The organism is Scandinavium goeteborgense, from assembly GCF_003935895.2.
GTDB classification, from domain to species: domain Bacteria; phylum Pseudomonadota; class Gammaproteobacteria; order Enterobacterales; family Enterobacteriaceae; genus Scandinavium; species Scandinavium goeteborgense.
In genome coordinates, this window is the sequence record NZ_CP054058.1 from 842,411 (window position 1) to 868,305 (window position 25,895).

Sequence of the window (25,895 nt, forward strand, 5' to 3'; positions counted from 1 at the left end):
CAACTTGTCACGGACTGATGTTTACAAGTGAGGCTGCCATTCAGAGCAGCACAGAAGTTTGTTAATGATGAGGTCCGTGAATGCCCCGCAGCACTTGGTTGAATGTCGTATTTATCGTTTTGTTCGCCCTCTGGGCGCCTATGAGTCAGGCTGACAATGGATGGCAACCGATAAAGGAAACCATCCGCAAAAGCGAGAAAGATCCCCGTCAGTATCAGGCGATTAAGCTTGATAACGGGATGGTTGTGCTGTTGGTTTCCGACCCGCAGGCGGTGAAGTCGTTGTCTGCGCTGGTGGTGCCGGTTGGCTCGCTGGAGGATCCGGATTCCCATCCGGGACTGGCCCATTTCCTCGAACATATGACGCTGATGGGGTCTAAAAAATACCCGCAGCCGGATAGCCTCGCCGAATATCTCAAAATGCACGGCGGCAGCCACAATGCCAGTACCGCACCTTATCGCACCGCGTTCTATCTCGAAGTAGAAAACGACGCGCTGGCAGGCGCGGTTGATCGCCTGGCAGATGCTATTGCCGAACCGCTTCTTGATAAAAAATACGCCGACAGAGAGCGCAACGCCGTTAACTCAGAGCTGACTATGGCCCGCAGCCGAGACGGTATGCGTATGGCTCAGGTGAGCGCCGAAACCATTAACCCGGCGCACCCAGGAGCCCGTTTCTCCGGCGGTAACCTTGAAACACTGAGCGACAAGCCCGGCAGCCCGGTACTTGATGCGCTGCTGGCGTTCCGCGATAAATACTACTCCGCCAACCTGATGAAAGCGGTTATCTACAGCAATAAGCCGCTGCCAGAACTGGAAAAAATGGCCGCGGAAACCTGGGGTCGGGTACCAAACAAAAACATCACCCGCCCGGAGATTACTGTTCCTGTGGTGACCGATGCGCAGAAAGGCATCATCATTCACTACACGCCAGCGGTGCCGCGTAAAGTGCTGCGCGTTGAGTTTCGTATTGATAACAATACTGCCCAGTTCCGCAGTAAAACCGATGAGCTGATTACCTATTTGATGGGGAATCGTAGCCCGGGAACGCTGTCCGACTGGCTGCAAAAGCAGGGGCTGGCTGAAGGCATTCGCGCCGATTCTGACCCGGTGGTGAACGGTAACAGTGGCGTACTGGCCATTTCAGCGACCCTGACGGATAAAGGCCTGGCGCATCGCGATCAGGTTGTTGCCGCCATTTTCAGCTACCTCAATCTGCTGCGCGAGAAGGGCGTGGATAAGCGTTACTTTGATGAATTAGCCCACGTGCTGGATCTCGATTTCCGCTATCCGTCTATCAATCGCGATATGGATTACGTTGAATGGCTGGCTGACACCATGATCCGCGTGCCGGTCGAGCACACGCTTGATGCGGTCAACATTGCTGACCAGTATGACGCAAAAGCTATCCAGGATAGTCTGGCGATGATGACCCCGCAAAACGCGCGCATCTGGTATATCAGCCCGAACGAGCCGCACAACAAAACCGCCTACTTTGTTGATGCGCCGTATCAGGTCGATAAAATTAGCGCGCAGACCTTCAGTGAATGGCAGCAGGGATCCGCGAAAATCGCGCTGCAGTTGCCCACGCTTAATCCGTATATTCCGGACGACTTCACGCTGATCAAGCCTGAGAAAGTCGCCGATAAACCACAGCTGATTGTCGATGAGCCGCAGCTGCGAGTGGTGTACACCCCGAGCCGCTATTTTGCCAGCGAGCCGAAAGCGGACGTGACCCTGGTGCTGCGTAACCCGAACGCCATGGAAACCGCCCGTAACCAGGTGATTTTTGCCCTGAATGATTACCTGGCAGGCATCGCGCTCGACCAGCTCAGCAACCAGGCCGCAGTGGGCGGAATCAGCTTCTCGACCGGTGCCAATAATGGCCTGATGGTCAACGCCAACGGTTATACCCAGCGTCTGCCGCAGCTGTTTGATGCCCTGTTGCAGGGCTATTTCAGCTATCAGCCGACCGAGGAACAGCTGGAACAGGCTAAGTCCTGGTATGCGCAGATGCTGGATTCCGCCGAGAAAGGCAAAGCCTTTGATCAGGCGATTATGCCGGTGCAGATGCTGTCTCAGGTGCCGTACTTCCAGCGCGAAGAGCGCCGAAGTTTGCTGCCATCCATCACGCTGAAGGACGTTTTGAGCTGGCGTGATGCGCTGAAAGCAGGCGCGCGTCCAGAGTTTCTGATCGTCGGTAACATGACGGCTGATAAATCTGTTTCGCTCGCACGAGAGGTGCAAAAACAGCTCAATGCCCACGGTTCGGAGTGGTGCCGTAACAAAGATATCGTGGTGGAGAAACAGCAGAACGCCATCTTTGAAAAAGCGGGTAGCACCAGTGATTCTGCGCTGGCTGCGGTGTTCGCACCGCCAAAAGCTGACGAGTTCAGCAGCTCTGCCGCCAGCGCCATGCTGGGGCAAATTATCCAGCCGTGGTTCTACAACCAACTGCGCACCGAAGAACAACTGGGCTACGCGGTGTTTGCTTTCCCGATGAACGTCGGGCGTCAGTGGGGCGTCGGTTTCCTGTTGCAGAGCAGCGACAAACAGCCTGGCTTCCTGTGGGAGCGTTTCAAAGCCTTCTTCCCGACCGCTGAGGCGAAGCTGCGGGCCATGAAGCCCGAAGAGTTTGCGCAAATCCAGCAGTCGGTGATTGCTCAAATGCAGCAGCCGCCGCAAACGCTGGGTGAAGAGGCATCAAAGCTCAGCAAAGATTTCGATCGCGGTAATATGCGTTTTGATTCACGTGATAAAGTAGTGGCTCAGATAAAACTGCTGACGCCGCAAAAACTTGCAGACTTCTTCCATCAGACGGTGGTGGAGCCGCAGGGCATGGCGCTTCTTTCTCAGGTCTCCGGCAGCCAGAACGGGAAAACAGAATTTGTTCACCCGAAAGGCTGGAAGGTCTGGAAGAGCGTTAGCGCGCTGCAGCAATCCATGCCGCTGATGAGAGAGAACGAATGACCGAGACCGCCGAGTCCCTAAATCCCCTGCGCTTGCCGTTAACCGGTGAGCGCCTGATTGAAGCCTCAGCGGGCACCGGAAAAACCTACACCATCGCCGCACTCTATCTGCGGCTGTTGCTTGGACTGGGTGGCGAAGCCGCCTTTGTCCGCGCGGTCGATGTCGAAGAGCTGCTGGTGGTGACCTTCACCGAAGCCGCCACCGAAGAACTGCGTGGCCGCATCCGGAGTAACATCCACGAACTGCGCATTGCCTGCCTGCGTAACCGCACCGATAACCCGCTTTATGCCAGCCTGCTCACCGAAATTCCTGATCCGCAACAGGCGGCGGACGTGCTTTTGCTGGCCGAACGGCAAATGGACGAAGCGGCAGTGTTTACCATTCACGGTTTCTGTCAGCGCATGCTGAGCCTCAACGCGTTTGAGTCGGGTATGTTGTTCGAACAGCAGCTGATTGAAGATGAATCTCGCCTGCGCTTCCAGGCCTGTGCCGATTTCTGGCGACGCCACTGCTACCCGCTTCCGCGTGAGGTGGCCGAGGCCATTCATGCCAGCTGGAAAGGGCCGCAGGACCTGCTGAAATCCATCGATCGCTATCTTCAGGGCGAAGCCCCGCAGCTCAAAACCCCGCCCTCGGATGAAACGCTGATTGCCCGCCATCAGCAGATTGTGGCGCAGCTGAGCGCCCTGAAAGCGCAATGGCAGGCGGCGGTCGGGGACATTGCCGATATTATCGAAAGCTCCGATATCAACCGAAGCAAATTCAACCGCGGTAATCAGGGTAAATGGATAGAGAAGATTAGCGCGTGGGCTGAGGCAGAAAATACCGGCTATCAGCTCCCCGATTCGCTGGAGAAATTTGCCCAATCGTTCCTGATCTCACGCACTAAAGCGGGCGGAAACCCGCCGCTGCATCCGCTGTTCGATACCATCGAAGCGCTGCTGGCGGCACCGCCGTCACTCAATGATTTGGTCATCTCCCGGGCGATGGTTGAAATACGTGAAGCCGTGGCGCGGGAGAAACAGCGACGTGGCGAGCTGGGCTTTGACGACATGCTGAGCCGTCTGGACGATGCATTGCAGGGCGAAAGCGGTGACGCGTTGGCGGCCGCTATTCGTCAGCGTTTCCCGGTGGCAATGATCGATGAATTCCAGGATACCGATCCGCAGCAGTACCGCATTTTTCGACGGATCTGGCGGCAGCAACCCGATACTGCGCTGCTGTTGATTGGCGATCCTAAACAGGCTATTTACGCGTTTCGCGGCGCGGATATTTTTACCTACATGCGCGCGCGTGGCGATGTAGCCGCCCATTACACCCTCGACACCAACTGGCGTTCGGCCCCAGGCGTGGTGGAAAGCGTCAACCGGCTTTTTGGCCTGTCTGATAATCCTTTCATGTTCCGTGATATTCCCTTTTTACCGGTGAAGCCCGCGCCCAAAAATCAGGGGCTGCGCTTTGAGATGAACGGTGAAGACCAGCCTGCGATGAGCTTTTGGCTGATGCCTGGCAACAACGTCAGCGCCGGGGATTATCAGGCGTTCATGGCGCAGATGTGCGCCGGGCAAATTCGCGACTGGCTGAGCGCCGGTCAGCGTGGTGATGCGCTGCTATGGCGCGGTGAAACGTCACGTCCGGTTCAGGCTTCAGACATTACCGTGCTGGTGCGTAATCGACAGGAAGCGGCGCTAGTGCGTGATGCGCTGAATGCGCTGGGTATTCCGTCGGTGTACTTATCTAACCGCGACAGCGTGTTTGAAACGCCAGAAGCGCAGGAACTGCTGTGGCTACTACAAGCCGTGTTGGCCCCGGAAAGGGAAAGCAGCCTGCGCACCGCGCTCGCCAGCTCGCTGTTTGGTCTGAATGCACAGGACATTGAGCGCCTGAATTTAGATGAACTTGCCTGGGATGCGCTGGTGGAAGAGTTCAGCGAATATCGCCTGCTCTGGCAAAAGCGGGGCGTGATGGCGATGCTGCGTGCGCTGATGGCAGCGCGCAATATCGCAGAAAATTTACTGGTGACGCACGGCGGTGAACGTCGTCTGACCGATATTCTGCATCTAAGCGAGCTGTTACAGGAAGCCGCCGTGCAACTCGAAAGTGAACATGCGCTGATGCGATGGCTGGGGCAGCAGATTGGCGGACCGGACAGCGGATCGTCGAGCCAGCAAATGCGCCTGGAAAGCGACAAGCACCTGGTGCAAATCGTTACGGTGCATAAATCGAAAGGGCTGGAATACTCTCTGGTCTGGCTGCCGTTTATCGCCCGCTATCGGAAACAGGATCAGGCGTTTTATCACGACCGCACGTCCTTCGCGGCGGTGCTCGATTTGCACAATGGCGAAGAAAGCCTGGAGCTTGCCGAGGCCGAGCGTCTGGCAGAAGATTTACGCCTGCTGTACGTGGCGCTGACCCGCGCGATTTGGCACTGCAGTTTAGGTATTGCGCCGCTCAGTCCGCGCCGCAGCGATAAAGCCACCGACACCGAGTTGCACCAAAGTGCGCTGGGCCGCCTGGTGCAAAAAGGCGAAGCCAAAGACGCAGCGGGCCTTGAAGCCTGTCTACGTGAACTCTGTAACGAACATATTGCTCTGCATATCCCGACCCTCCCGGAAGGCGGGCGCTGGCAGGCGATTACGCCTGAAATGCCGGAACTACGCGCCAGAGAGATGCAGCGACGCATCATCGACGACTGGCGAGTCACCAGCTATTCCGGGCTTCAACAGCGAGGGCACAGCGTGGCGCAGGATCTGCTGCCGCGCCTGGATATCGACGCGGCGGGCGTGGCTGACGTGTCTGACGAGCCGGAACTGACGCCGCATCATTTCCCGCGCGGAGCATCACCGGGCACCTTCCTGCATAGCCTGTTTGAAGAAATCGATTTTACACAGCCAGTCGATGAACCGTGGATGCAGGAACAGCTCGAGCGCAACGGCTTTGAGGCTAAATGGGCTCCGGTATTAACGCAGTGGCTGACCACCGTGCTGCAAACGCCACTCTCCGGCGCGGGCATTTCGCTGAGCCAGCTCACGGCCAAAAATAAGCAAGTCGAGATGGAGTTCTATCTGCCGATAGAACAACTGCTGATGCCGCAGGCGCTGGATGCGTTAATCCGCCAGCATGACCCGCTTTCCGCGGGCTGTCCGCCGCTCGATTTCCGACAGGTGAGCGGTATGCTTAAAGGCTTTATCGACCTTGTTTTCCGCCATGACGGGCGTTATTACCTGCTCGACTATAAATCCAACTGGCTCGGCGAAAATAGCGAGGCTTACACCCAGGCCGCAATGGCGCAGGCGATGCAGTCGCACCGCTACGACCTGCAATATCAGCTGTACAGCCTCGCGCTGCACCGTTATCTGCGCCACAGGCTGTCGGATTACGATTTTGACGCCCACTTCGGCGGCGTGATTTATCTGTTCCTGCGCGGCGTAGACGGCGGCGAAGGCGGGCAGGGGATCTTTACCACCCGGCCTGATCGCGCACTGATCGACGGTATGGATGCGCTGTTTGCGGGTGATGCACAGGAGGTGATGTGATGACCATGGAAGTCCTGTTAATGGAAGCCGCCCAGCAAAAACTGCTGCGCCCGCTGGATGTACAGTTTGCGCTGATGGTCGCGGAACATGACACGCCGGGTGTGATGCTGGCGGCGGCGTTGCTCAGCCGCGATGCCGGGGAAGGCCACGTATGTCTGCCGCTTTCGCGTTTCCACGCGGATGAACAAGCCACCGGGCGCGTGCAGGCGCTCTGGCAGCAGCTGTTTGCTCTGGCCGGTCCCGTGGAGGGCATTGAAGCACAGCTGCTGGCCTCTCCGGCGGTGGGCGATGGCGCGGAAGCGACGCCGTTGGTGCTGTGTGGCGGACGTTTGTATCTCAATCGCCTGTGGCGCAATGAACTCACGATTGCCCGCTTTTTCAGCCAGAGCGAACCGGAAGCGCCCGGAGATGATGCGCTGCTGACCACCACGCTTGCGGCGCTGTTTCCCCCAACGGATGAGGTCGACTGGCAGAAAGTCGCCGCGGCTGTGGCGCTGACCCGGCGGATCTCTGTTATCTCTGGCGGCCCCGGTACCGGAAAAACCACCACCGTGGCGAAACTGCTGGCAGCACTGATCCAGACCAATACCCAGCCGAAATGCCGTATCCGCCTGGCTGCGCCAACCGGTAAAGCTGCCGCGCGTCTGACGGAATCGTTAGGTTCTGCCCTGCGTCAGTTGTCGTTAAACGATGAACAGAAAAAACTGCTGCCTGCGGAAGCGGGCACGCTGCATCGCCTGTTGGGCGCGCAGCCAGGCAGCCAGCGCCTGCGTTATCACGCGGGAAACCCGCTGCATCTGGACGTGCTGGTGGTGGATGAAGCGTCGATGATTGATTTGCCTATGATGGCGCGGCTCATTGCGGCCCTCCCGGCGCACGCCCGGGTGGTTTTCCTTGGCGACCGTGACCAGCTGGCGTCGGTGGAAGCCGGCGCGGTGCTGGGTGATGTTTGCGCCTGGGTGAATGCCGGTTATACACCGATGCGCGCACAGGAGCTGAGTCGTCTGACCGGTACTTCCGTGCCCGCAGGCGAAGGATCTGAGGCAGGCGCACTGCGTGATAGCCTGTGCCTGTTGCAAAAAAGCTACCGTTTCGGCAGTGACTCCGGCATCGGCCAGCTGGCGCGTGCGGTGAATAACGGCGATGCGAAAGCGATGAAGCAGGTGTTTGCGCAAGACTTTTCTGATATCACCTTAAAACCGCTGCGCACCACGGCGGAGTACGAATCCATGCTGGAAGAGGCCGTAACAGGTTATGCAGATTACCTGGCGCTGCTGAAAGCGCGCGCGGAGCCGGCCGATATCCTGGCTGCCTTTTCGCAGTATCAAGTGCTCTGTGCGCTCCGTGAAGGGCCGTATGGCGTGAGTGGGGTGAATGAACAGCTCGAACAAACGCTGGCCCGTAAACGGCGTATCCTTCCGTCGCGGCACTCTCGGTGGTATGAGGGGCGTCCGGTGATGATTGCCCGCAACGATAGCGCGCTGGGGCTGTTCAATGGGGATTTAGGCATTGCGCTCGACCGGGGAACCGGGCTACGCGTGTGGTTCCCGATGCCGGATGGCAGCATTAAATCCGTGCAGCCGAGCCGTTTGCCGGAACACGACACCGCGTGGGCCATGACGGTGCATAAATCGCAGGGGTCGGAATTCAATCATGCGGCGTTAATTTTACCGTCGCAGAGCGTGCCGTTGGTGACGCGAGAGTTGGTGTATACGGCCATCACCCGTGCTAAACAGCAGCTTTCACTGTACGCCGACCCGGCGCTGCTGGCGCAGGCAATCACCGTCAGAACCGAACGACGCAGCGGGCTGGCGGCGCTGTTTGCTCAGTTGGGATAAGCAGAATAATGCCGGGCAAGACGAAACGCTGCCCGGCGATTTTAGAAGGGTAATCAGGACAGATCGGCCATCAGTACTTTCGACTTGCGCTGATAGTTGTACATCTCTTTTTTACTCTCCGGCAGTAAATCCACTTCCACCGGCATAAACCCGCGCTCCTGGAACCAGTGAATGCTGCGGGTCGTCAGCACAAACAGTTTGCTGAGGCCCATTTGTCTGGCCTGGGCGGCAATGCGCTCCAGCAGCACTTCACCGCGCGATGAGCTGCGATAATCCGGATGCACCGCCACACAGGCCATTTCGCCGATGCGCTCTTCCGGGAACGGATACAGCGCGGCGCAGGCGATGGTGGTGTTATCGCGCTGAATCACGGTGAACTTGTCGATTTCCATTTCCAGCTGCTCGCGAGAGCGACGCACCAGAATCCCCTGTTGTTCCAGCGGCTCGATAAGTTCGAGGATCCCGCCAATGTCGTTGATAGTGGCCCGGCGGATTTGCTCGGCGCTTTCCATCACAATCTGAGTCCCGATCCCATCGCGGGAGAACAGTTCCTGTAACAGCGCCCCGTTTTCCTGGTAGCTGAGGAGATGACAACGGCGCACGCCGCTGCGGCAGGCTTTCACTGCTCCACGCAGGAAACGCACGGTGCCAGAGTAATACTCGCCGTCGTTTTCCAGCGTTTCGACACGCGCCTGTGCCTCATTAGGGAACAACTCGGAAATGATTTCACCCTGGGAATTCAGCACGCCCTGCGAAGAGCAGAAGCCGATCATCTTTTCTGCTTTGAGCTTAATGGCCAGCTGGGTGGCAATCTCTTCTGAAGTCAGGTTGAAGCTTTCCCCGGTCACGGAGACGGCCACCGGCCCCATCAGCACGATGGCGCCGCTGTCGAGCTGACGATGAATGGCTTCTTCATCGATGCGACGAATACGGCCGCTGTGGCAATAATCAATTCCGTCATCGACGCCCAGCGGCTGCGCGATAATGAAGTTGCCGCTCACCACATTGATGTGCGCGCCCTGCAAAGGCGTGTTATTGAGGCTCATCGACAGACGCGCAGTTATATCAAGTTGTAACATTCCTGCGGCCTGCTTCACCATGTCGAGCGTTTTGGCGTCAGTCACGCGGGTCTTTTTGTGATAAATCGGCTCGTGATGATGCTCCGCCAGATTGGCGTCAATCTGTGGACGCGCGCCATACACCAGCACCAGGCGAATGCCCAGACTGTGAAGAAGACCTATATCGTTGACAATGCTTGAGAAATTCTCATGTTCAATGGCTTCGCCGCCGAGCATAATGACAAACGTCTTGCCGCGGTGGGCGTTAATGTATGGAACAGAATGACGAAATCCCTCAACCAGTTCGGTTTTACGTTCCTTCACCACAGTACAACCTCGATGCATGATTATTCGTATTTAGTGTATTTTTATTCTGTTTTGCATCTCAGTGCAAGCATCAATTTCAACCAATGTCCCCAATAAGTCAGTTAGAAATTAGAACGAATCAGGATTGTTTACCCTTTTATAGATGACAGTTTATGCGGGTTTGGTTAAAGTTTTCGGTCAAACCAGCCGTATAAATTGCTAAATTGATTTTTTGCTTGGGAGAGGCATGTCTGGAAGTCAGTCAGGATTAACACGTCGTCGCTTGTTAAAAGGGGCGGGGGCAATGTGGTTACTCAGTGTGAGTCAGGTGGGGCTGGCCGCTGATAGTCGAGTGGTGGCGGTGCGCGTCTGGCCTTCGTCCACCTATACCCGCGTGACGATAGAATCCAGCCATGAGCTGAAATATAAGCAGTTTGCGCTTAGCAACCCTGAGCGGGTGGTGGTCGATCTCGAAGGCGTGAATCTCAACTCGGTGCTGAAAGGCATGAGTGCGCAGATTCGCGATGACGATCCGTATATCAAATCGGCGCGCGTCGGGCAGTTCGATCCGCAAACCGTGCGCATGGTGTTTGAGCTCAAGCAAAACGTCAAACCTCAACTGTTTGGCCTGGCCGCTGTCGCGGGCTTTAAAGAACGTCTGGTGATGGATCTTTACCCGTCTACGGCGACGGAAGTGCAGGATCCGCTGTTGGCGTTACTGGAAGATTACAACAAAGGCGATCTGGATAAGCAGGTTCCACCAGCCCAGAGCGGCCCACAGCCGGGCAAAGCAGGGCGCGACAGGCCGATTGTCATAATGCTCGACCCGGGGCATGGCGGTGAAGACTCCGGCGCAGTGGGGAAATATCACACCCGCGAGAAAGACGTGGTGCTGCAAATCGCCCGTCGCCTGAAGGCGCTTATCGAGAAAGAAGGCAATATGAAGGCGTATATGACACGTAATGAAGACGTGTTCATTCCGCTGAAAGTGCGCGTGGCTAAGGCGCAGAAACAGCGCGCCGACCTGTTTGTCTCGATTCACGCCGATGCATTCACCAGCCGCCAGCCGAGCGGTTCATCGGTGTTTGCATTGTCGACCAAAGGGGCAACCAGTACCGCGGCGAAATACCTGGCGAAAACTCAGAACGCCTCGGATCTTATCGGTGGTGTCAGTAAAAGCGGCGATCGCTATGTCGATCACACCATGTTCGACATGGTGCAGTCCCTGACCATCAACGACAGCCTGAAATTTGGTAAAGCGGTATTGGGGAAACTCGGCAAAGTTAACAACCTGCATAAGAATAGGGTGGAGCAGGCCGGGTTCGCCGTACTGAAAGCCCCGGATATTCCGTCGATTCTGGTTGAGACTGCATTTATCAGTAACGTCGAAGAAGAGCGTAAGCTGAAGACCGCCACCTTCCAGCAGGAAGTGGCGGAGTCGATTCTGGCTGGGATCAAAGCGTACTTTGCTGATGGGGCAACGCTCGCGCGACGTGGGTAAGTGCATCAGGAAAGAAAAGAGTGGCGCCGGAAGGCGTCATTTTTTTGGCTTTTAGGTGGGAATACTGAATTTTAGAGACAAAAAAACACCCGTTAAGGTGCTTAATGTTTTATGAAGTGGTTGCGGGAGCCAGATTTGAACTGACGACCTTCGGGTTATGAGCCCGACGAGCTACCGGGCTGCTCCATCCCGCGTCCGGTTGTTTACCTTTACATCAGGTAAACCTTATTCTTCACAATTTGTTGGTTGCGGGAGCCAGATTTGAACTGACGACCTTCGGGTTATGAGCCCGACGAGCTACCAGGCTGCTCCATCCCGCGTCCGATTTTACCAGTATATCAGGTAAAACTTACTCTTTACAATGTGTTGGTTGCGGGAGCCAGATTTGAACTGACGACCTTCGGGTTATGAGCCCGACGAGCTACCAGGCTGCTCCATCCCGCGTCCGGTTGTTTACCCTTCCATCAGGTAAACCTTTTCTACACATTTTAATTGGTTGCGGGAGCCAGATTTGAACTGACGACCTTCGGGTTATGAGCCCGACGAGCTACCAGGCTGCTCCATCCCGCGTCCGTGGAAGCGCACTATACGCTGGCGGCGTTTTGATGCAACCCTTTTTTGCAGAAATGCTGAGGAGTGGATAAAAACGCTACAGGTAGCGTATTTTTTGCTCAAAATAGGTCGTGTGGCACGTTATCACATTTCAATAGCCCTGGCGGTTTGTTATCTTCATCACGCATTCAGCTGATGAAAGAAGATGAGAGACCATGAAAGGACGTTGGACAAAAATTCTGGCAACAGGCGCGCTGATGACCATGCTCGCCGCTTGTTCCTCCAAACCGACCGATCGCGGTCAGCAATATAAGGACGGAACGTTCAACCAGCCTTTTTCCCTGGTGAACCAGCCGGAGGCCGTTGGCGCACCGATTAACGCCGGTGACTTCTCCCAACAGGTTAATGAGATACGTAATGCATCGCCGCGCCTTTATGGTAGCCAAAGCGGTGTGTTCTCCGCCATCCAGCAATGGCTGCAGGCCGGGGGCGATACCCGCACCCTGAAACAGTATGGTCTGGACGCCTGGCAGATGCAGGGCACCGATAACTACGGCAACGTGCAATTCACGGGCTATTACACGCCGGTAGTACAAGCCCGCCATACCCGTCAGGGTGAATTCCAGTATCCGATTTACCGGATGCCGCCGAAACGCGGCCGTCTGCCGTCCCGTGCGGAAATCTACGCCGGTGCGCTGAGCGACAACTATATACTCGCCTACAGCAACTCCCTGATGGATAACTTCATCATGGACGTGCAGGGCAGTGGATACATTGATTATGGTGATGGCTCCCCGCTTAACTTCTTTAGCTACTCCGGTAAAAACGGCTGGCCGTATCGCAGCATCGGTAAAGTGCTTATCGATCGCGGTGAAGTGAAGAGAGAAGATATGTCGATGCAGGCCATCCGCCACTGGGGCGAAACCCACAGCGAAGCCGACGTGCGTTCTTTATTAGAAGCGAACCCGTCATTCGTGTTCTTTAAACCGCAGTCGTTTGCACCGGTGAAAGGGGCGAGCGCGGTGCCGCTGATTGGCCGCGCGTCCGTCGCGTCGGATCGCAGCGTTATCCCACCGGGCACCACCCTGCTGGCTGAAGTGCCGCAGCTGGACAATAACGGTAAGTTTAACGGTCACTACGAACTGCGTCTGATGGTGGCGCTGGATGTTGGCGGCGCAATCAAAGGTCAGCACTTCGACATCTATCAGGGTATCGGTGCCGACGCCGGTCATCGCGCAGGCTGGTACAACCATTACGGTCGCGTTTGGGTGCTGCGTGGCGCACCAGGTGCCGGAAACGGTAACGTCTTTAGCGGTTAACAAGCGGTTTGAGGTTTTATGTCAGTCGTTCTTAGCGAAGCCTGGCGCCAGCGTTTTGGCGGCACGGCACGTTTATATGGTGAAAAAGCGCTTCAGGTGTTTGCCGAAGCGCACGTGTGCGTCGTCGGGATCGGCGGCGTAGGCTCGTGGGCGGCGGAAGCGCTGGCACGTACCGGTATCGGCGCGATCACGCTGATTGATATGGACGACGTGTGCGTCACCAATACCAATCGGCAGATCCACGCGCTCGGCGGCAACGTCGGGCTCGCCAAAGCCGAGGTGATGGCGGAGCGTATTCGTCAGATCAACCCGGAATGTCGCGTCACCGTCGTCGATGATTTCGTGACGCCGGATAACGTGGCTGAATATATGGGCGTGGGCTTTAGCTACGTTATCGACGCCATCGACAGCGTGCGCCCGAAAGCGGCGCTGATCTCATACTGTCGTCGTTACAAAGTGCCGCTGGTCACCACCGGCGGGGCGGGCGGACAAATTGATCCGACGCAGATCCAGGTCGCCGATCTGGCGAAAACCATTCAGGATCCGCTGGCAGCAAAACTGCGCGAGCGTCTGAAGAGTGATTTCGGCGTGGTGAAGAACGGCAAAGGTAAGCTGGGCGTAGACTGCGTATTTTCGACCGAAGCGCTGGTGTATCCGCAATCTGATGGGTCTGTGTGCGCGATGAAAAGCACCGCTGAAGGCCCGAAAAGAATGGATTGCGCCTCCGGTTTTGGCGCGGCGACGATGGTCACCGCGACGTTCGGTTTCGTCGCGGTGTCCCATGCGTTGAAGAAAATGTTAGCGAAGGCGGAACGCCAGAGTTAAGCCGTTCGCGCGGCGTTGAGCACCGCGTCGCGCAGCGCGTTCAGCCCCTGATTGCGGGACGCGCTAAGCTGGGCGCGCAGCCCAAGTTCATCGAAAAAGTTCAGCGGATCGCACTCAAGCAGTTGATCCGCGCTTTTACCTTCAATAGCCGTCAGCAGCACGGCTAACAATCCTCGAACGATCCTGCCTTCGCTGTCGCCGTAAAAATGCAACGCGCCCTGCGGCAGACGCGTGTGGCCGAGCCAGACACGGTTTTCACATCCGGCAATTTCTTCCGCTTCAGCCTTAAATTCATCCGGCAGCGCAGGGAGCTGTTTTCCGAGCAGGATCAGCTGACGGTATTTGTCTTCCCACTGGTTCAGCGGGACAAAAATCTGACGCAAGGCATCCTGCGTGACGGTCGTGCCGAACGGGTGTCCGGCGAGAGCGGGGCTTGTCATTTAATCCACCAGTAAATCAAGGGCGCGGTCAACGGCGTTCACCAGCGCATGAACATCTTCCTGCGTATTATACGGCGCAAACGAGGCGCGCAGGGTGCCGCTGACGCCTAACGCCGCCAGTAACGGTTGGGCACAGTGCTGCCCGGCGCGCAGGGCGATGCCGTACTCCGCCAGTAATGTCACCATATCGCTGTGATGCACGCCATCGAAATCGAACGCCAGCAGGCTGGAATCCTGACAGCGGAACGAGCGAAAGCCTGGGCGGCGCGAGAGTTCTTCTTCGGCAAGCGTCGCCAGCCCACGGCTCCAGGTTTCCGCCTGCACAAGATCGATTTCGCTTAGCCACTCCAGCGCCACGCTGAGGCCTATGACACCAGCGACGTTGGGTGTTCCTGCCTCGAGACGATACGGCACCGGCTGGGTTTTGAATCCGTCGAAAGTGACTTCGGTGATCATCTTGCCGCCGCCGAGCCACGGCGTCATGTCGTCCAGCAATTCCTGTTTACCGTACAGCGCGCCGATCCCGGTCGGGCCATACAGCTTGTGGCCGGAAAAGGCGTAGAAGTCGATATCCAGCGCCTGAACGTCCGCCGGGAAATGCACCACGCCCTGGGCGCCATCGACCATGACCACCATGCCAGCGGCGTGAGCCAGCTGGATTGCACGGGCAAGATCCGGGCAGCCACCGGTGACGTTGGACATTTGCCCCAGTGCCAGAATACGGCTTCGGGAGGTGATTAATGAGGAAAGCTGTTCGACGTCCGGCAGATGGTCGGCACCCAGCGGCAATTTAATGATCTGCGCGCCGGTTTGTTCCGCCACCATAAGCCACGGCACCAGATTCGCATGATGCTCAGCCTCGCTGACGATTATCTCATCGCCAGGCTTGAGGCGTGGGCGGGCATAGCATTGCGCGACCATGTTGATGGCTTCGGTGGTGCCGCGGGTCCAGACAATATTTTTGTCATCAGGCGCGTTAATCAGCCTGGCGACCTGGGTGCGAGCCGCTTCATAGCGCGCGGTCAGCTTTTGCGCGGCGGCAAACTGGCTGCGGTGCACATTACCTGCGCTCAGGCTGTAAAACTGATGGCTAGCGTCAATGACGGCCTGCGGTTTTAGCGCGGTGGCAGCGCTGTCGAGATAGACCCCGGCATTGCTCAGCGCCGGAAACTGGGCGCGAAACTGCGCCGGGTTGAATGCGTTCATGGTTTTCCTCATTCCAGTCTGACGATCGTCGCGCATATTTCGCGGCAGGGCAAGGACAGGAGTAACCTTCAGAATTCTCCGGTATTTGTGGCGAAGTGCTGACAGTGCGTTATGCTGAATTATGTTAGGCGATTGTTTTAGCCTGTTAATTGAAGCTTTAAATCCAGCATTAAACGCTAAAGGAGAAAAACATGAACAAGACTGCCGCAATCATTTCCGCCTGTATGCTGACGTTTGCCCTGAGCGCCTGTTCTGGTCCCAACTATGTGATGCATACCAATGATGGCCGTACCATAATTGCTGATGGTAAGCCACAGACAGACAGTGATACCGGGATGATCTCGTATAAAGATGCGAACGGTAACAAGCAGCAAATTAACCGTACCGACGTGAAAGAAATGGTCGAGATGGATAACTAAGGCTTGAATTTTAAGCAAAAAAAAGCACCGCAATTTGGCGGTGCTACATTAATCACTATGGACAGACAGGGTAAATGTACAGGAAGTGAAAAGGGGGTAGTCTTGCTACCGAGGTCTGAATTCCAGACCAATTGCAAACACAACAACACAACATCACAACCGTAAGCCAAAAGCTCATCAGAACACGCATTCCGAAAAAAGCTTCTCGTTCCGGCTCAGGAAGTGCCGCCACTATAGGTATTTGCTGGTAGAAGCTCAACGGACAAATTATAATGGCTCAGATAAAAAAAACTAATAGGTTACATGATGTAATCTAATTGTTAAAACTAGTTAACATCTAAGCTAAAACAACCATGTCGAAGCGTTTACCACCTCTGAATGCATTACGTGTATTTGATGCCGCCGCCCGCCATCTCAGCTTCACTCGCGCCGCTGATGAGCTCTTTGTGACTCAGGCCGCAGTAAGCCATCAGATCAAGTCACTCGAGGATTTCCTGGGCCTGAAGCTCTTTCGCCGCCGCAATCGTTCGCTTTTGCTGACCGAAGAAGGGCAGAGCTATTTCCAGGATATCAAAGAGATCTTTTCGCAATTAACCGAAGCAACGCGTAAACTGCAGGCGCGCAGTGCCAAAGGCGCACTGACGGTCAGTATGTTGCCAAGTTTTGCCATTCAATGGCTGGTGCCAAGACTGGCAAGCTTTAACTCAGCTTATCCGGGAATCGACGTCAGGATCCAGGCAGTGGACCGTCAGGAAGACAAGCTGGCGGACGACGTCGACGTGGCGATTTTTTACGGGCGCGGTAACTGGCCCGGTCTGCGTGTCGAAAAATTGTACGCAGAATACCTGCTCCCTGTTTGCTCACCGTTGTTACTCACCGGTGAGAAGGCGTTGAAGACGCCTGCGGATCTGGCGCAACATACGCTATTGCATGATGCTTCCCGTCGCGACTGGCAAACGTACACTCGCCAGTTGGGCTTAAATCATATCAATGTTCAACAGGGACCGATTTTCAGCCACAGCGCGATGGTGCTGCAGGCGGCTATCCATGGACAAGGGATCGCACTGGCCAACAACGTGATGGCGCAGTCCGAAATTGAGGCGGGCCGTTTGGTCTGCCCGTTTAATGATGTGCTGGTCAGCAAGAACGCGTTTTACCTCGTTTGCCATGACAGCCAGGCGGAACTGGGTAAAATAGCTGCATTCCGTCAGTGGATACTGGCGAAGGCGGCAAGCGAGCAAGAAAAATTCCGTTTCCGTTACGAACAATAAATGAATTTAGGGTAATGACATGACCAGTCGCTTCATGCTGATTTTTGCCGCTATCAGTGGCTTCGTTTTTGTTGCCTTGGGCGCGTTCGGCGCACATGTTTTAAGTAAATCGCTCGGCGTGGTTGAGATGGGCTGGATCCAGACCGGTCTCGAATATCAGGCGTTCCACACCCTGGCGATTTTCGGTCTGGCGGTTGCTATGCAGCGCCGGATCAGTATCTGGTTCTACTGGAGCAGCGTGTTTATGGCGCTGGGAACCGTGTTTTTCAGCGGCAGCCTGTATTGTCTGGCACTGTCGCATTTACGCCTGTGGGCATTTGTCACTCCGGTGGGCGGGGTATGCTTCCTCGCCGGTTGGGTGCTGATGCTCATTGGTGCTATTCGTTTAAAGCGTAAAGGTGTCGCGCATGAATAAGGTTGTCCTCTACAGCCGTCAGGGTTTTGAGAAAGAGTGCGCAGCAGAGATTTCTGACAAGGCGTCTCGCCTTGGCGTATTTGGTTTTGCCCGAGTTAAAGACAACTCGGGTTATGTGATTTTCGAGTGCTACCAGCCGGACGACGCGGAGAAACTGATCCGTGAATTGCCGTTCAGCTCGCTGATTTTCGCCCGTCAGATGTTTGTGGCCTGCGAACTGCTGACTGACCTTCCTCCGGAAGACCGCATCACTCCAGTAGTCGGGATGCTGATGGGCGTGGTTGAGAAAGGTGGCGATCTGCGTGTTGAAGTCGCGGATACCAACGAAAGTAAAGAGCTGATGAAGTTCTGCCGCAAGTTCACCGTGCCGCTGCGTTCGGCGCTGCGTGAAGTGAACGTGCTGGCAGGCTATGACACGCCTAAGCGTCCGGTGGTGCATGTGTTCTTTATTGCGCCGGGCTGCTGCTACGTCGGTTACTCGCTGACGACCAACAACTCCCCGTACTACATGGGTATTCCGCGCCTCAAGTTCCCGTCCGAGGCACCGAGCCGCTCCACGCTCAAACTGGAAGAAGCGTTCCACGTCTTCATTCCTGCCGATGAGTGGGACGAGCGTCTGGCAAACGGCATGTATGCGGTAGATTTAGGGGCGTGCCCGGGCGGCTGGACCTATCAGTTGGTCCAACGCAACATGTGGGTGTCGTCTGTCGATAACGGCCCGATGGCGCAAAGCCTGATGGACACCGGACAGGTGACCTGGCTGCGTGAAGATGGTTTCCGCTATCGCCCAACCCGCAGCAATATCTCGTGGATGGTGTGCGATATGGTTGAGAAACCGGCTAAAGTTGCCGCGCTGATGGCGCAGTGGCTGGTCAATGGCTGGTGTCGTGAAACCATTTTCAACCTGAAGCTGCCGATGAAAAAGCGTTATGAAGAAGTGTCGCAGAATCTGGCATACATTCAGGCACAGCTTGATGAGCACGGAATTAATGCGCACATTCAGGCGCGTCAGCTTTACCACGATCGCGAAGAAGTGACGGTTCACGTCCGTCGTCTTTGGGCCGCCGTGGGCGGACGTCGCGACGAGCGTTAATTTTTACCCCTCACCGACTCCTTTGCCCGGCGGCGCTAAGCTTGCCGGGCCTACAAAACACAGCGGAAATGTAAGTTACTTCACCAACCGCAGTTGCTGCAAATTCCCATCTAACTGAATATCCGTTTGTAGCGTCGCGATATCGCGGCAGATAAACGCCATCTCCTGATGTTCACTCAGCTTTTTACGCCACTTCTCCGGCACGTCATCCAGATGCTGATAAATTGCTTCGAGTGTTGGAAATTGTGCCAGCAGTTCGGTAGCGCTTTTTGGGCCAATGCCCGCCACACCCGGCACTTTTGAACTGCTGATCCCGGCGAGTCCCCAATAGTCGGGCAGCTGTTGCGGCGTAACGCCAAACTCCTGGGCGATAAACGGCGCGTCGAGCCAGCGTTTCTGGAAGTAATCACGGATGCGAATGGTGGGCGACAGCAGCTGGCAGTAGCCTTTGTCCGTCGAAACGATGGTGGCCTGATGGCCCGCGCTGGCGACTTTCACGGCAAGCGTCGCGGCGAGATCGTCGGCTTCATTGCCGGTTGAGCCCCAGCAGCGCACGCCGTGCTGTTCAAAGACGTTGCGAATGTTGTCCATTTCCGCATGCAAATCTTCCGGCATCGGTGAGCGCCCGGCTTTGTAATCCGGTAAGCGTTGATGGCGCCAGCTTTGGTTACGGGCTTCGTCGTCAAACACTGCGACGGCATGCGTCGGCTGGCTGTGCACAATCAGCTGTTGCAGCGCATGCAGACAGGTATCCGCGCACGGTGACCCCTGAACCGCATGAATACGGCGAATAAGATTCAGTGCGTCGACAATGAGCAGATGAATGGCCACGGTTACCCTCCTTGATAGCAATGCGCGTAGGGTAACACCGTGAAGAAAATGAGGCTATGTAACGGCGGGAATTCGGGAAGACGCCTCGCAAAACGAGGCGTCGGGTGCGAGCTTAGTCGCAGGTCACAATCTTCATCGCCAGGCCGCCGCGAGAGGTTTCGCGGTATTTAGCGTTCATGTCTTTGCCGGTTTCGTACATGGTTTCGATGACTTTATCGAGGCACACGCGCGGCTCGCTGGTACGGCGCAGCGCCATACGCGCGGCGTTCACCGCTTTCACCGAGGCAATCGCATTACGTTCGATACAAGGCACCTGAACCTGACCAGCGACCGGGTCGCAGGTTAAACCAAGGTTATGTTCCATGCCGATTTCAGCCGCGATGCACACCTGCGTCGGGCTTCCGCCCAGCAGTTCCGCCAGGCCCGCCGCCGCCATTGAACAGGCCACGCCGACTTCGCCCTGACAGCCCACTTCCGCCCCGGAAATAGAGGCATTCATCTTATAGAGTGAGCCAATCGCACTGGTCACCAGCATGTAGCGCGCCAGCGAATTTGCATTCACTTCACGAATAAACTTGTCGTAGTACGCCAGAACCGCCGGAACAATTCCGCAGGCGCCGTTTGTGGGGGCAGTCACGACGCGGCCACCGGCGGCGTTCTCTTCGTTCACCGCCAGCGCAAACATGTTGATCCAGTCCACCACTGCCATGGGGTCGCTGGTGGTTTTGTCCTGGCTCACTAACATCCGGCGTAGGGCGGCCGCCCGGCGAGGCACGCGCAGTTTACCCGGCAGCACGCCTTCGGTGGTGATACCGCGTTCAATGCCGCTACGCATCACGTCCCACACCGCGTTAAAGTGCTGCTCGAGCTCTTCTTTGCTGTGCAGCGCCAGTTCGTTTTGCATCATCAGGCCGGACAGCGACAGGCCGCTTTCCTGGCAATGTCGCTGCAAATCGGCGGCATTTTTGTACGGATAAGGAACCGAGACCGGCGCGCTGTTGCTCTGGCCGAAATGGTCTTCATCAACGATAAAACCACCGCCGATGGAGTAATACGTCTGGCTATAAACGACGTTTTCGCCGCTCAGCGCGGTAATACGCATTCCGTTTTCATGCAGGGAAAGGTTGTCGGCATGGAAGTTCATGCACTGGTCTACCGGGAACTCGACTTCGTGTTCACCGTTAGCCAGCAACAGTCGGCCATGCGTGTTCACATCCTGAATGAAGGACGGAATGGCATCGATATCAACGGTGTCAGGCAGGTTACCCGCCAGGCCCATAATAATGGCGATATCGGTGTGGTGGCCCTTTCCGGTCAGAGAGAGCGAGCCGTAGACATCCACCACCACGCGGGTGATGTCGGTCAGGATCTCGCGCGAAATGAGGTCATCCGTGAATTGTTTACCCGCTTTCATTGGCCCCACGGTGTGCGAGCTGGAAGGACCAATGCCGATTTTGAATATATCGAATACGCTGATCATGATGCGTCCATTGCTAGAAAGAGAAGCGCCGCCTGTAGGCGGCGCGGGGGATTAGCCGAACAGTGAGTAGAAAATCGCGGAGATGGCGATGAGGCCCATGATGATGACAAACACGTTGCTGATATGGCCGCTGTATTTGCGCATCGCAGGGACTTTCTGGATGGCGTACATCGGCATCAGGAACAGGATCATCGCGATAATCGGACCGCCCAGGGTCTCAATCATGCCAAGGATGCTTGGGTTCAGCGTCGCGACAATCCAGGTCGTGACCAGCATGAACACTGCAGTCATCTTGTTCAGACGGCTCACTTCGATGGTTTTACCGCGGCTACGCAGAGACTTAATCACCATACCGTTAAAGCCTTCACGGGCGCCCAGGTAGTGGCCGAGGAAGGATTTGGTGATAGCGATGATGGCGATAATCGGCGCCATCCAGGCAATCAGCGGTGCGTTAAAGTGGTTTGCCAGGTAAGACAGAATCGAGATGTTCTGCTCTTTCGCGGAAGCCAGGTCCACCGGGGACAGGCTCAGCACGCAGCTGAACACGAAGAACATGACGGTCAGAACCATCATGATGTGCGCGAAGGCCAGAATTTTGGAGCACTTCTTCTCAGCATCGTCGCCGTACTCTTCACGTTTTGCTACAGCAAAGGAAGAGATGATCGGTGAGTGGTTAAAGGAGAACACCATGACCGGAATGGCCAGCCACAGGGTCATCCACAGGCCTTTGCCGGTGGTTTCGCTGCTCAGAGACAGGGTTTCCAGCGCGGCACCGTTCCACTGTGGGATCAGGTAGCACGCCAGTACCATCAGCGCGATAACAAACGGGAATACCAGGATGCTCATCGCTTTAACAATCATCTGCTCGCCGAAGCGCACGATGGTCATCATGCCGACAATCAGGATCAGAGACAGAATGGCGCGCGGTGGCGGCGTCATTCCCAGCTGGTGGGTCATGAAGCTTTCAACGGTGTTGGTGATAGCCACGCTGTACACCAACAGGATTGGGTAGATAGCGAAGAAGTACAGCAGGGTAATCAGTTTACCTGCGCCGATACCAAAGTGTTCTTCAACCACTTCGGTGATGTCTTCGCCTGGGTTTTTACCGGACAGCACGAAGCGAGTCAGGCCACGGTGAGCGAAATAGGTCATTGGGAAGGCAAGAATTGCCATGATGATCAACGGGATCATACCGCCGACACCGGCGTTGATCGGCAGGAACAGAACGCCCGCACCGATCGCCGTGCCGTAGAGGCCCAGCATCCACATCGTATCCGTCTTACGCCATCCGCTACGACTTTCTGTCGACGCGATGGTGCTGGTTTGAATGGTTTCCATCTATATCTCCTGGAGGAAGCAATTGTCAGTTTTTTAGTCAAATCCAATGAATAAGTGGCTGACGGTAAAATAAATTCGTGTAAAACGGGGTTTTCTTATGATTTTTGCCCGTGATTGTTTGCGGCCGGAAAGATACATTTAAGTTATCAATGTATCAGTGATCCCGATCCCAAATGCGATAAAACACTTCCAGAAAGAAGGTTATTAGACCATCAGGCTGCTTTTTTTAAAGAAACGGGGATTTATGGGCGCGAAGGCTACCATCGGCAGTGTGAAACAGGAATGTTCAGCATGGCTAAAACGTATCTTTTGCTGAAAAAAGTGACGTAAACAGGGGTTTAACGCGCATTAACATAATTTTAATGAATATTTGTCGATAGAATTTAGGGCGCAATCGTTTGGCATCGGAGATAAAAGAAGGGCGGCCATGCGCCGCCCTGTCGTCAGGAAGAGTGAATCAGGACAAGATTTCGTAGCAGGGAATGTAAGCCGAGCCCGGAAGTTTCATACGATGCTGCGCGACGAAACTTTGCAGCAGGTTGTCCATCCGACGCATCATTTCGCCATCACCGTGGATTTTGTACGGTCCAAACTGTTCAATCGCTCGAATGCCCACTTCTTTCACGTTACCCGCCACAATGCCCGAGAAGGCACGGCGCAGGTCAGCGGCCAGCACTTCCACCGGTTGGTCCGGATAAAGTTTCAGGTTCGCCATGTTTTCGTGCGTCGGTTCGAACGGCTGTTGCAGGTCCGGGGCAATACGAATCGACCAGTTGAAGCTGTACGCATCGCCGGTGTCGCGGCGATTCTCTTTCACCAGCGGCATCGCTTTTTTCATCTGACGTGCCACTTCGGCGGCGTCGTCCACAATAATGCGGTAGTGGCGGCGGGCCGCTTCACCAAGCGTATGCACGATGAAATCGTCCAGCACGCGGAAGTAGTCCGCACTTTCTTTCGGACCGGTGAGGATAAGCGGCAGCACCTGGTTTTTGTTGGCCGGGTTCATCAGGATCCCCAACAGGTACAGCAGTTCTTCCGCGGTGCCCACGCCGCCCGGGAAGATGATTATCCCGTGGGCGAGACGCACGAACGCTTCCAGACGTTTTTCGATATCCGGCATGATGATCAGTTCGTTGACCAGCGGGTTAGGCGGTTCAGCGGCGATGATCGACGGTTCAGTCATGCCGATAAAACGGCCTTCTTTATAGCGCTGCTGAGCATGACCAACGGCGGCGCCTTTCATCGGCGCTTCCATGGCACCCGGACCGCAGCCGGTGCAGATGTTGAGTTCGCGCAGGCCAAGCTGAGTGCCGACGCGGCGAGCATAGAGATATTCATTTTCATTGATGGAGTGCCCCCCCCAGCACACCACCATACTCGGCGCTTCACCGACGTGCAGCGCCCGGGCGTTACGCAGGATTGAGAACACCAGGTTGGTAATGTGGGTCGGGCTATCCAGATCAAGATTCGGGAAGCGGACGGTGTTATGGATTTGTCCGTAAACAAACAGAATATCGCGTAAGACGGCAAACAGGTTCGCCTGCAGGGAGCGGATGATGCGCCCGTCAACGAAGGCATCTTCCGGCGGATTAATCAGTTCCAGTTTTACACCGCGCTCGCGGCGCAGCACGTTGATTTCAAAACTTTCAAAGCGGGACAGCAATTCTTTGCTGTTGTCGGTCAGACTGCCTGAGTTGAGCACTGCCAGTGAACAGTTGCGGAACAACTGATACAAATCGCTGCTGGCGTTGCTTTTCAGCATATCGACTTCCAGCTGCGACAGCATATCCATTGAGCCAAGCGGGCTAATATGTGTAATCAAGTGAACTCCTTACGGGACGAATAACGTCTTCCCTAATGATTACAATAGCCTTGCCGATCAGATTTTAACAAGAAAAAGCGCGACCGAAGCCGCGCTTTATTGTGAAACTATTGATGTTACTGGCGAACCAGGCGGCCAATGGCCGGGACGAAATCGGTATTGCTGCGCCACGGGTTGATGTCGAGTCCACCGCGACGCGTGTAGCGCGCATATACGCTGAGGCTTTCCGGCTGACAGAAGCGCTGAATGTCATTGAAAATACGCTCGACGCACTGTTCGTGAAACTCGTTGTGATGGCGGAAAGAGACCAGGTAACGCAGCAGTTTTTCACGGTCGATTTTCGGCCCGCGATACTGGATTTGCACCGAACCCCAGTCCGGCTGATGGGTAATCAGGCAGTTGGATTTCAGCAGATGGCTGACCAGCGTCTCTTCAACCACTTTCCCGCTGGCGGCATCTTGCAAGTAATCGGCGCTAAATTCGTAGCTGTCGATTTCAATGTCCTGCTCGTCAATGCACGCGCCGTGGAAATGGGCAATCGGCTGACCTTCCATTTCATCTATACGGTATAACGCAACGGTGACATCGCCCTGGGCGCAATGGCGCAGGTCTCGCTCCAGCGTGGCGCGAACCTCTTCCCAGTCGGCGAAACGGGTCTGGTTGAAGCTATTCAGATACAGCTTAAAGCTTTTGGATTCCACCAGATTGACGCTGGTGTCGCTCAGCTCAACGTGGCCGACGGCAACCTGCGGCAGCCCTTTAGCATTCAGCCAGGAAAGTTCGTACAGCGTCCAGATGTCGCCACCGTGAAACGGCAGGTTATCGGCGTGCAGACCAAGCGGATCGCGGTTCAGGCTGCGCGGCACGGGTTGAAGCAGGCTGGCGTCGTAAATATCGCGGTAATCAGTTGATTTACCGAGCGTCAGGCCAGACAGCGCCTGGTGGTTTTCATAAGAAGACATGTTTCACCGTCATAAAGCAGGTAGACTATGGACTGAGTTTATCCTGGTTGACCTGGAGAGAGAAAGCAGTGGATCAGCAGACCGCGACAGCCTTACAGGCATTTACCCAACGTTATTGCGACGCATGGCAGCAGCGCCATGGCACGCAGCCGCGAAGCGAAGAACTGCACGGCGTTCCGTCACCGTGCGTCACGTCCACCGACGATGACGCGGTCTTCTGGCAGCCTCAGCCGTTCAACCTTGAACCGACTCTGGAAGCGGTTGAAAGGGCGATGGACATCGTGGTACAACAACCGCTTCAAACTTATTATACCAGCCAGTTTGCCGGTGATATGCCCGCAACGTTCGGCGAGCGCAAGCTTACGCTGCTGCAGGTCTGGAGCCCGGATGATTTTCAGCGAGTACAGGAAAACCTGATTGGTCACCTGGTCACGCAGAAACGCCTGAAGCTTCCACCGACGTTGTTTATCGGCACGCTCGACAGCGAACTGGATGTGGTCTCCGTCTGTAATCTCACGGGTGAAGTGGTCCTTGAGACCCTTGGTACCCGCAATCGCACCACGCTTTCTGCGTCTGTCGCGAGCTTCCTTACCCACCTCGAGCCTCTTTTGTAATCCATATGCCTGGCGTCCTTGTGAGACATCTCTTACAAACGCTGTGAGAGATCGCCAGCGTGTAAGCCCGAGATTACCGCTTCGAATTATACCTATTCTA

The 25,895-nt window shown here is 55.7% G+C and carries 19 protein-coding genes and 4 tRNA genes; 11 read left to right on the forward strand and 12 right to left on the reverse strand.

Translation table 11 applies throughout. The annotated features are described in order from the left end of the window. Positions 1-80: 80 nt before the first annotated feature. Genes ptrA through recD form a run of 3 tightly spaced genes read left to right on the forward strand, consistent with a single transcriptional unit; the run spans position 81 to position 8,343 of the window. Positions 81-2,969 carry a pitrilysin gene (ptrA, locus tag A8O29_RS04825; RefSeq protein ID WP_125354925.1) on the forward strand — a complete coding sequence of 963 codons (2,889 nt, stop codon included), beginning with the start codon at positions 81-83 and terminating at the stop codon, positions 2,967-2,969. Continuing rightward, positions 2,966-6,505: an exodeoxyribonuclease V subunit beta gene (gene recB, locus A8O29_RS04830; protein ID WP_174081224.1), complete on the forward strand. Its 3,540-nt coding sequence runs from the start codon at positions 2,966-2,968 to the stop codon at positions 6,503-6,505. Before ptrA ends, recB begins: the two co-directional genes overlap by 4 nt. Then, the gene (gene recD / locus A8O29_RS04835) at positions 6,505-8,343 is read left to right on the forward strand and encodes an exodeoxyribonuclease V subunit alpha (RefSeq protein WP_125354926.1); all 1,839 of its coding nucleotides are present in this window, start codon (positions 6,505-6,507) and stop codon (positions 8,341-8,343) included. Before recB ends, recD begins: the two co-directional genes overlap by 1 nt. Positions 8,344-8,396: 53 nt before the next feature. On the opposite strand, the gene argA is transcribed toward recD, so the two are convergent. Further along, positions 8,397-9,728: an amino-acid N-acetyltransferase gene (gene argA, locus A8O29_RS04840; protein ID WP_110511447.1), complete on the reverse strand. Its 1,332-nt coding sequence runs from the start codon at positions 9,726-9,728 to the stop codon at positions 8,397-8,399. Between the two features lie 226 nt (positions 9,729-9,954). On the opposite strand from argA, the gene amiC reads away from it, so the two are divergent. Continuing rightward, positions 9,955-11,208 carry an N-acetylmuramoyl-L-alanine amidase AmiC gene (gene amiC, locus A8O29_RS04845; protein ID WP_110511446.1) on the forward strand — a complete coding sequence of 418 codons (1,254 nt, stop codon included), beginning with the start codon at positions 9,955-9,957 and terminating at the stop codon, positions 11,206-11,208. Positions 11,209-11,325: 117 nt separating this feature from the next. Here the strand turns inward: amiC and A8O29_RS04850 are convergent. From A8O29_RS04850 to A8O29_RS04865, 4 genes are all read right to left on the reverse strand, one after another. Continuing rightward, positions 11,326-11,402: transfer RNA gene (locus tag A8O29_RS04850), tRNA-Met, on the reverse strand. A gap of 49 nt (positions 11,403-11,451) precedes the next feature. Next, positions 11,452-11,528, reverse strand: a tRNA-Met gene (locus A8O29_RS04855). A 47-nt stretch (positions 11,529-11,575) separates the two neighbouring features. Next, positions 11,576-11,652, reverse strand: a tRNA-Met gene (locus tag A8O29_RS04860). Positions 11,653-11,701: 49 nt separating this feature from the next. Beyond that, positions 11,702-11,778 (reverse strand) — tRNA-Met (locus A8O29_RS04865). Positions 11,779-11,975: 197 nt separating this feature from the next. Here A8O29_RS04865 and mltA point away from each other — a divergent pair. Beyond that, positions 11,976-13,079, forward strand: a complete 1,104-nt coding sequence (gene mltA, locus A8O29_RS04870; RefSeq protein WP_125352124.1) for a murein transglycosylase A — start codon at positions 11,976-11,978, stop codon at positions 13,077-13,079. Positions 13,080-13,097: 18 nt separating this feature from the next. After that, a complete protein-coding gene (tcdA, locus tag A8O29_RS04875; protein ID WP_125352123.1) occupies positions 13,098-13,904 on the forward strand; it encodes a tRNA cyclic N6-threonylcarbamoyladenosine(37) synthase TcdA in 807 nt (268 codons plus the stop codon). Here the strand turns inward: tcdA and csdE are convergent. Continuing rightward, positions 13,901-14,344, reverse strand: coding sequence for a cysteine desulfurase sulfur acceptor subunit CsdE (csdE, locus tag A8O29_RS04880; protein WP_125352121.1), 444 nt, complete (start codon positions 14,342-14,344; stop codon positions 13,901-13,903). The genes tcdA and csdE overlap by 4 nt on opposite strands. Beyond that, positions 14,345-15,550 (reverse strand): cysteine desulfurase CsdA, encoded by a 1,206-nt coding sequence (gene csdA / locus A8O29_RS04885; protein ID WP_125352119.1) that lies wholly within the window; start codon positions 15,548-15,550, stop codon positions 14,345-14,347. A 191-nt stretch (positions 15,551-15,741) separates the two neighbouring features. Between csdA and A8O29_RS04890 the strand changes: the two genes are divergently transcribed. From A8O29_RS04890 to rlmM, 4 genes are all read left to right on the forward strand, one after another. Then, a complete protein-coding gene (locus tag A8O29_RS04890) occupies positions 15,742-15,969 on the forward strand; it encodes a YgdI/YgdR family lipoprotein (RefSeq protein ID WP_110511441.1) in 228 nt (75 codons plus the stop codon). A 353-nt stretch (positions 15,970-16,322) separates the two neighbouring features. After that, on the forward strand, positions 16,323-17,240 hold the full coding sequence (gcvA, locus tag A8O29_RS04895; RefSeq protein WP_125352118.1) for a glycine cleavage system transcriptional regulator GcvA: 918 nt from the start codon (positions 16,323-16,325) through the stop codon (positions 17,238-17,240). 19 nt (positions 17,241-17,259) lie between these two features. Beyond that, a complete protein-coding gene (locus A8O29_RS04900) occupies positions 17,260-17,655 on the forward strand; it encodes a DUF423 domain-containing protein (RefSeq protein ID WP_110511439.1) in 396 nt (131 codons plus the stop codon). After that, complete coding sequence (rlmM, locus tag A8O29_RS04905; protein WP_110511438.1) at positions 17,648-18,748, forward strand: 23S rRNA (cytidine(2498)-2'-O)-methyltransferase RlmM; 1,101 nt, start codon at positions 17,648-17,650, stop codon at positions 18,746-18,748. Before A8O29_RS04900 ends, rlmM begins: the two co-directional genes overlap by 8 nt. A gap of 75 nt (positions 18,749-18,823) precedes the next feature. On the opposite strand, the gene xni is transcribed toward rlmM, so the two are convergent. The 5 genes from xni to queF form a co-directional block, all read right to left on the reverse strand. Beyond that, positions 18,824-19,579: a flap endonuclease Xni gene (gene xni, locus A8O29_RS04910; protein ID WP_125352116.1), complete on the reverse strand. Its 756-nt coding sequence runs from the start codon at positions 19,577-19,579 to the stop codon at positions 18,824-18,826. A gap of 112 nt (positions 19,580-19,691) precedes the next feature. Then, positions 19,692-21,059 (reverse strand): L-serine ammonia-lyase, encoded by a 1,368-nt coding sequence (locus tag A8O29_RS04915; protein ID WP_110511436.1) that lies wholly within the window; start codon positions 21,057-21,059, stop codon positions 19,692-19,694. A 51-nt stretch (positions 21,060-21,110) separates the two neighbouring features. Beyond that, positions 21,111-22,397, reverse strand: a complete 1,287-nt coding sequence (locus A8O29_RS04920) for an HAAAP family serine/threonine permease (protein WP_110511435.1) — start codon at positions 22,395-22,397, stop codon at positions 21,111-21,113. 457 nt (positions 22,398-22,854) lie between these two features. Then, positions 22,855-24,219, reverse strand: coding sequence for a nucleotide 5'-monophosphate nucleosidase PpnN (ppnN, locus tag A8O29_RS04925; RefSeq protein ID WP_110511434.1), 1,365 nt, complete (start codon positions 24,217-24,219; stop codon positions 22,855-22,857). 116 nt (positions 24,220-24,335) lie between these two features. Continuing rightward, positions 24,336-25,181, reverse strand: coding sequence for an NADPH-dependent 7-cyano-7-deazaguanine reductase QueF (queF, locus tag A8O29_RS04930; RefSeq protein WP_125352114.1), 846 nt, complete (start codon positions 25,179-25,181; stop codon positions 24,336-24,338). A gap of 68 nt (positions 25,182-25,249) precedes the next feature. On the opposite strand from queF, the gene syd reads away from it, so the two are divergent. Beyond that, positions 25,250-25,795, forward strand: a complete 546-nt coding sequence (gene syd / locus A8O29_RS04935; RefSeq protein ID WP_125352112.1) for a SecY-interacting protein — start codon at positions 25,250-25,252, stop codon at positions 25,793-25,795. The last annotated feature ends 100 nt before the right edge of the window (positions 25,796-25,895 follow it).